Here is a 5,673-nt window from a genome sequence, read left to right as displayed (position 1 = left end):
GTCGACGACGCAGTCGCGGCTCTCATGCCGCGCCACGCACAGATCGTCCGCACGCCGCAGGAGTTGGCAGCGGCGCTCGGTCTCAACCTTTAATCCTGTCTGGAACCTTATGCTTAGAACCAGTATTTTCCCGTCACGGTATGTGCAAGGCGCTGGCGCGCTCGATTCGCTCGATGCTGAACTCAGCCGCCTCGGCACCCGCGCGGCGTGCCTGGTGGATCGCAATGTCGCGGCGCTGCTTGAGCCGGCGTTGGCCACGGCCAGCCAGGTGAGCTTGCAGGTCCGCACGGTGGAGGCGGCCTGCACCGAGCGCTCGGTCGTGGCCACTGCCGAATGGATACGAGAGTGCGGGGCGGACATCGTCGTATCCTTCGGCGGCGGCAAGGTGATTGACACGGGGCGCGCGGCGGCCGATGACCTGCGCCTGCCATTCGTTTGCGTTCCGACGATTGCTGCCTCTGACGCGCCGTGCTCCGCGCTCGCTGTGATCTATGACGAAGAGGGCCGGGTGGTACGCGACCGCTTTGTACGACGCAATCCCGACCTCGTGCTGCTCGACACGCGCCTGATCGTGCAGGCCCCGGTGCGCTTTTTCGTTGCGGGAATTGGCGATGCACTGGCAACCTTCTACGAGGCCGACGCCTGTCGCCGCGCCTTCGCGCGCAATCTATGCGGCGGGCGCGGCACTGCACTGGCTTTTGAAGCGGCACGTCTGTGCCGCGATATTCTGTTCGCCCACGCAGTCCAGGCGGTCGATGATTGCCGGGCGCAAATCGTCACGCCCGACTTCGACGCGACGCTCGAGGCCACGGTGCTGCTCTCGGGTATTGGCTTCGAATCCGGCGGTGTTGCAGCGGCGCATGCCGTCCATCATGGGCTCGCGGACTTGCCGTTGTCCCATGGCCTGCTGCACGGCGAGAAGGTTGCGATTGGCGTTCTGGCATCGCTGTTTCTCTCGGCAGTTGACAATGCTGAGCGCCAGCAAGTGTTCCGCTTTTGCCACGCCGTGGGGTTACCCACGCGACTGGCTCAGGTGAACGTCGATCCTGAAGACAGCGCGGCCCTCGCGATCGTCGCTAAGCGCGCTTGCCGTACGGGAGAAATCATTCATAACGAGCCGTATCCTGTCACCGAGTCGATGGTCATCGCTGCGTTGCGTGCGATGGATCGCTACGCGGCGCGGTTCGATCATCTTTCTTGAAAACTGGAGTGATACAAGATGGCAGAGATGGCAGAACAACGGGCAAACCAGGAAGTCGGCGCATTTCGGGCAGGATTATTTAGCGGTAAGAAGGTGCTGGTGTCAGGCGCGACGAGCGGCATTGGACTGGGCATTGCGCAGGGTTTCGCTGCATTGGGTGCGCAAGTCGTCGCGACCGGAAGTTCTCAGGCCAAGCTCGACGCGCTGCGTGCGGACCGCACACTGGAAGGGATTCGCTTTGAGCGACTCGACGTACGCGATCTCGAGCAGATCAACCGCTTCGCCAGTGGACTGGACGGACTCGATGTGCTGGTGAATGCGGCGGGCGTCGCGCGTCCGGCTGACGAGTACCGCGACGACGTGTTTCGTGAAGTGATCGATGTGAACCTGACGGCGGCAATGCGACTTTCGATGTCGACCCGTGTGATGCTCGAACGCTCGCGGGGCGCGATTATTAACGTGGCGTCGATGCTAAGCTATATCGCAGATGTCGAAGTGCCTGCATATTGTGCGAGCAAGACTGGCATCCTCGGGCTCACACGCTCGCTCGCGCACGCGTTCGGCATGGCGGGCGTGAGAGTGAATGCGATTGCTCCGGGCTATCACCGTACGGATATGACGCGTGCCTTGTGGGAGGTCCCTGCGAGCGCGGACAAGATCGCCGCGCGCAGCGCGCTCAAGCGTTGGGGCGAGGTGGATGACCTCGTTGGTGCGGCCCTGTTTCTCGCATCACCGGCTTCGGCGTTTATCACGGGTGTGACCTTGCCGGTCGACGGCGGCTATGCGACCGGCGTGTGATTAGTTGAGTCTTGCCGCCGATAAGGGCCCACGGGTGCGAATATGTTGTGCACCGGCCGTACCACAGTCTCGTAGCCTCGATGTTCGAATACGTGCGTTTGCATGAGCCGCTCTGGTTTTGTATCGAGGCGTCAATCTGGAAGCACGAACTCGGTGCGCATGTCTTCGATCACCTTCTGAACGTGATGTGCGCAATCTGCGCCGAGGTCATTGAGCGGCACTATGTTCCAGTTGCGGCCGGATGCGTCCGGCGGATGCCGCTCTGGTAGCGGTATGCGCACGCGCAAAGCTCCCGGCGCATCAGCGGCAACTTCCGCCATGCGGTTCTGCAGTTCGTCGCGAATCTGTTCAGCGGTTCGAACGGTCTTCGGCATCGAGCTGACTCCTCCGGTCGCACGTCCGGGTCGTGACTAAATGGCGCATACGCTCGTCTTGCGTGAGCATGCACCGACCATGCTTTAAGTCTAGTCGCTAATCCGGGAATGTTCGGATAATCGTTCGCTTGTGCGGACTGCATCAAGGGCCTGCCATGTACTCGAAGAGGTACTAGACTTGAAGCAGCAGTTCCATGCACTGTACTCCGACGAACGCCATATGGAATACGCCATTTTTGGCAGCACCCATCGGGGATTACGTCACTACCACGCCACCAGGATGCGCCGACCGGTCGTGCGCGGCGCATGTGCAATCCATGCACGCGCGGTGCGGTCGCGGCGCAGCGACGGCCGCCCGGGAGCCGAATCATGGAAAGAAAGAAAAGCTGGCTGCGCAAGGATCTCGATGCGTTGCGTCTGCAGTGGGACATGCTCACCTTTTATGAACGATTCGAGCAGCTTGTCGCGCATGTGCTGAGCGTCGTGATTTCTATCATCATCCTCGTGTCGCTCTGGCAGTTGATTCGCGCGGTGATTTCATTGCTGGTTTCGGACGCGCTGAACCCACTGGATCACGCGGTATATCAGACCATCTTCGGCATGGTCATGACGCTGCTGATCGCTATGGAATTCAAACATTCGATTACGCGCGTGATGGCGCGGCACGATCATATCGTGCAGGTCAAAACGGTGCTTCTGGTTGCACTCCTGGCTATCGCCCGCAAATTCATCATTCTCGATCCGGCCAGTGCACCGGCCCAGATCGCGGCACTTGCGTTTTCGCTAATGGCGCTGGGGAGTGTTTACTGGCTGATGCGGCAGCGTGATGACCCGGCCGACGCGACGGCCGCCGTGCAAGCGGAGCGCGATCGCGTGGCGAACGCGCAGCAACAGCAAGGGGTAAGGCCCGGCGAAGGCGCCCCGCGCGACAATTGACCCGACTCGCCATGCTCGTCACGTAATGGCAGCGTACCCGTCAATGTAGCGGACAATGTCGACGGTCACGCGAAGTCCGGCCGCCTCCGGTCTGCGCTCGTCGGTTTGTTGATGGACTAACGCGCGCGCGGCCTGCGCCACGCGAATGCATCCGTCGTAAAGCGTGCGACGTGCACGTCTTCCTTTTGCCTGCGCAGTTATTCCGCAATGCTGCTTTTAGTTCCGCCCTTCCTTACGAATGAACACGACGACTCCGCGAAGCAATCGGATCGCTCGCAGGAAAGGTCTTTTCGACCGCTTCGTCGCTCATGCTGTCGTGCCGCTGCTGTTCAGGCTCTCTAGCGCCTTCCTCAGGCGTTCCTCCTGATCGTTCGTGAGAGACGTCTTTAGTAGCTTTCCGCCGAAAGGCTTCAGCTCTGGCAGGACCTTGTCGAAATTCACGCGCCGCACAAGGATGAAGAGTGCCGACGAACCCGGCTCAATGTTCTGGCCCGTCGAACGCATGAAATCGTCATCGATTCCATAGTCCGAGAGCGCGCCCGACAACGCGCCCGTGCCAGCACCGATGGCCATGCCTGTTGCCAGCCCGACAAGCGGATTGAGCAACATCAGCCCAACCAGCGCGCCAAACATACCGCCCCAAGCCGCGCCGCTGAGCGCGCCGATCTTGACGAGATCGACGGCTTGCTTGAGGTGTACCTTGCCCTTCGCGCTACGGACCACGATGCAGGCATCCTCAAGGTCGATCAGGTGCTCCTTTTGCATCTGCTGGAGTTTGGTCAATATCTGGTCGGCCGTTTCTTCGCCTTTGAAGCTTACAACGACTAGATCGCTCATCGATATGCTCCATTTCTCTGGGAAATAAACCGGGGCCCTTTCGCGGCAAGACGGTTGACTTCATGTTCAGCGCGGCGCGCAAGCCGGTCGACCGCGCCGCGAAGCAGCGGTGGTGCCAGCCAGCCTCGCATGTCTCGCCCGGCGCGAACCTTCGGACGTCGACGTGGCCATTGACCCGATGACGATGACATCAAGACTAGGCTCTTGCAGATTGCACTTCTTCCTCATTCCTGCAAAGACGTGTCGGATCTCTGCGCTCCCAGCTGCTTCCAGATGTGGACGTACGGCAGCATTCCGCAAAAACTGCGCAGGCGCAGGGAAGAAAATCGGCCCCACGCGCCTTACCGTGGACGGAGGCGTGCGGTGCAGGCCGTAACGTGTGCGCGTTAGTCCATTAACAGACCGACCAGGAGCAGCGATGAGAACCGACGAAGACATCAAACGAGATGTGGAGTACGAACTGAAGTGGGATCCAGACATCGATCCATCAGATATCGGGGTTGCGGTCAAGGACGGTGCGGTCACATTGTCTGGTTTCGCACGCAGCTTTCGGCAAAGGCGAAAGGCCGAGGAGGACGCGACGCGTGTGCGCGGCGTCAAGGGGGTCGCCAACGATATGGAGGTGCGGTTGCCTCTGATCAACAAGCGGCCCGATCCGGAGATCGTGCGCGAGATCATAGCCCAACTGAAGGCCGAGCTGCCTTATGCGGCGGACGACATCAAGGCAGTGGTCAGGGACGGACACGTAACGCTGAAGGGCGAAGTCGAATGGGACTACCAGCGCCGCCGCGCGGCCGACACGGCGCTGCGGGTGAGCGGCGTAACCGGCCTGACAAACGAGATCGAGATCAAGCCGAAGGTCAAACCCGAGGACCTCAAGCGCAAGATCGACGACGCGTTCAAGCGCAACGCGGAAGTCGACGCACAGCACATCACGGTCGAGACGGAAGGCAACAAGGTCGTCCTGAGCGGCACGGTCAGCTCATGGGCCGAGCGCGAGGAGGCCGAGCGGGCCGCATGGCTTGCCCCCGGTGTGATGCGGGTTGACAACCGGATCACCATCAATTACTAACTGGCCGCTGGAGACCGCACGGCTCGCATGCGTACCGAATGGCCGAGGGCGGGAAAGGACACAGACCCAAAATAGAAAACACCCTCAGCGCGCTTGCCGACCGCCTTTACTGCCAGAATGACTTGGGTTGATGACACCGCTCTTCGGCTCGTTGCAACTTGAATTGAACGGCGTCGCGAGGTTGTCATGAAAATCCTGGTGGTACCGACTTCACACGAGCAGCTCGGTGGTTCGGGCCAGAAAAACCGGATTCTGGCTCGAGGAGCTTACCGCGCCTTACTATGTGTGCAAGGACGCATTGGCTTTGCTGGCTGCACTGCGAGTGGCCACAACGAGTTGCGCGACTTTGGTGCGTTCAATCGAACCCGGCGAGAAGTGGATCTGGTGCTATCGCGACGAGATTGTCGTAGGTGAACTCGAATCCTGACGGCGGCGCCGCCCGCACGAGCGGGCGG

The 5,673-nt window shown here is 60.7% G+C and carries 6 protein-coding genes and 1 pseudogene; 5 read left to right on the top strand and 2 right to left on the bottom strand.

All coding sequences use genetic code 11. The features are described from left to right. Positions 1 to 109 precede the first annotated feature (109 nt). Positions 110 to 1,201 (top strand): glycerol dehydrogenase, encoded by a 1,092-nt coding sequence (locus WCA85_RS01270; RefSeq protein WP_424061225.1) that lies wholly within the window; start codon positions 110 to 112, stop codon positions 1,199 to 1,201. A gap of 18 nt (positions 1,202 to 1,219) precedes the next feature. Next, a complete protein-coding gene (locus WCA85_RS01265; RefSeq protein ID WP_424061224.1) occupies positions 1,220 to 1,999 on the top strand; it encodes an SDR family NAD(P)-dependent oxidoreductase in 780 nt (259 codons plus the stop codon). A gap of 131 nt (positions 2,000 to 2,130) precedes the next feature. On the opposite strand, the gene WCA85_RS01260 is transcribed toward WCA85_RS01265, so the two are convergent. Then, positions 2,131 to 2,373 (bottom strand): hypothetical protein, encoded by a 243-nt coding sequence (locus tag WCA85_RS01260; protein WP_424061222.1) that lies wholly within the window; start codon positions 2,371 to 2,373, stop codon positions 2,131 to 2,133. Positions 2,374 to 2,742: 369 nt separating this feature from the next. Here WCA85_RS01260 and WCA85_RS01255 point away from each other — a divergent pair, with 369 nt between their 5' ends. Then, entirely contained in the window at positions 2,743 to 3,309 is a 567-nt protein-coding gene (locus tag WCA85_RS01255; protein WP_424061220.1) for a phosphate-starvation-inducible PsiE family protein, read from the top strand. Between the two features lie 306 nt (positions 3,310 to 3,615). On the opposite strand, the gene WCA85_RS01250 is transcribed toward WCA85_RS01255, so the two are convergent. After that, a complete protein-coding gene (locus WCA85_RS01250; RefSeq protein WP_424061219.1) occupies positions 3,616 to 4,146 on the bottom strand; it encodes a DUF1269 domain-containing protein in 531 nt (176 codons plus the stop codon). A gap of 418 nt (positions 4,147 to 4,564) precedes the next feature. Between WCA85_RS01250 and WCA85_RS01245 the strand changes: the two genes are divergently transcribed. Both WCA85_RS01245 and WCA85_RS01240 read left to right on the top strand, forming a co-directional pair. Next, positions 4,565 to 5,218: a BON domain-containing protein gene (locus WCA85_RS01245; RefSeq protein WP_424061217.1), complete on the top strand. Its 654-nt coding sequence runs from the start codon at positions 4,565 to 4,567 to the stop codon at positions 5,216 to 5,218. 186 nt (positions 5,219 to 5,404) lie between these two features. Continuing rightward, positions 5,405 to 5,516 (top strand): annotated as a pseudogene (locus WCA85_RS01240) (type 1 glutamine amidotransferase domain-containing protein); the annotation flags it as partial. Positions 5,517 to 5,673: the final 157 nt, after the last annotated feature.

It is taken from the genome of Paraburkholderia sp., from assembly GCF_049581445.1.
GTDB lineage: Bacteria > Pseudomonadota > Gammaproteobacteria > Burkholderiales > Burkholderiaceae > Paraburkholderia.
The sequence above is the reverse complement of the archived record's forward strand: the minus strand, read 5'-3'. Positions and strand labels throughout refer to the sequence as shown.

What these genes read in the sequence shown, in the direction of transcription:
- WCA85_RS01270 (WP_424061225.1), top strand. Translation starts at nt 110, where the DNA reads ATGCTTAGAACCAGTATTTTCCCGTCACGGTATGTGCAAGGCGCTGGC.
- WCA85_RS01265 (WP_424061224.1), top strand. Translation starts at nt 1,220, where the DNA reads ATGGCAGAGATGGCAGAACAACGGGCAAACCAGGAAGTCGGCGCATTT.
- WCA85_RS01260 (WP_424061222.1), bottom strand. Translation starts at nt 2,373, where the DNA reads ATGCCGAAGACCGTTCGAACCGCTGAACAGATTCGCGACGAACTGCAG.
- WCA85_RS01255 (WP_424061220.1), top strand. Translation starts at nt 2,743, where the DNA reads ATGGAAAGAAAGAAAAGCTGGCTGCGCAAGGATCTCGATGCGTTGCGT.
- WCA85_RS01250 (WP_424061219.1), bottom strand. Translation starts at nt 4,146, where the DNA reads ATGAGCGATCTAGTCGTTGTAAGCTTCAAAGGCGAAGAAACGGCCGAC.
- WCA85_RS01245 (WP_424061217.1), top strand. Translation starts at nt 4,565, where the DNA reads ATGAGAACCGACGAAGACATCAAACGAGATGTGGAGTACGAACTGAAG.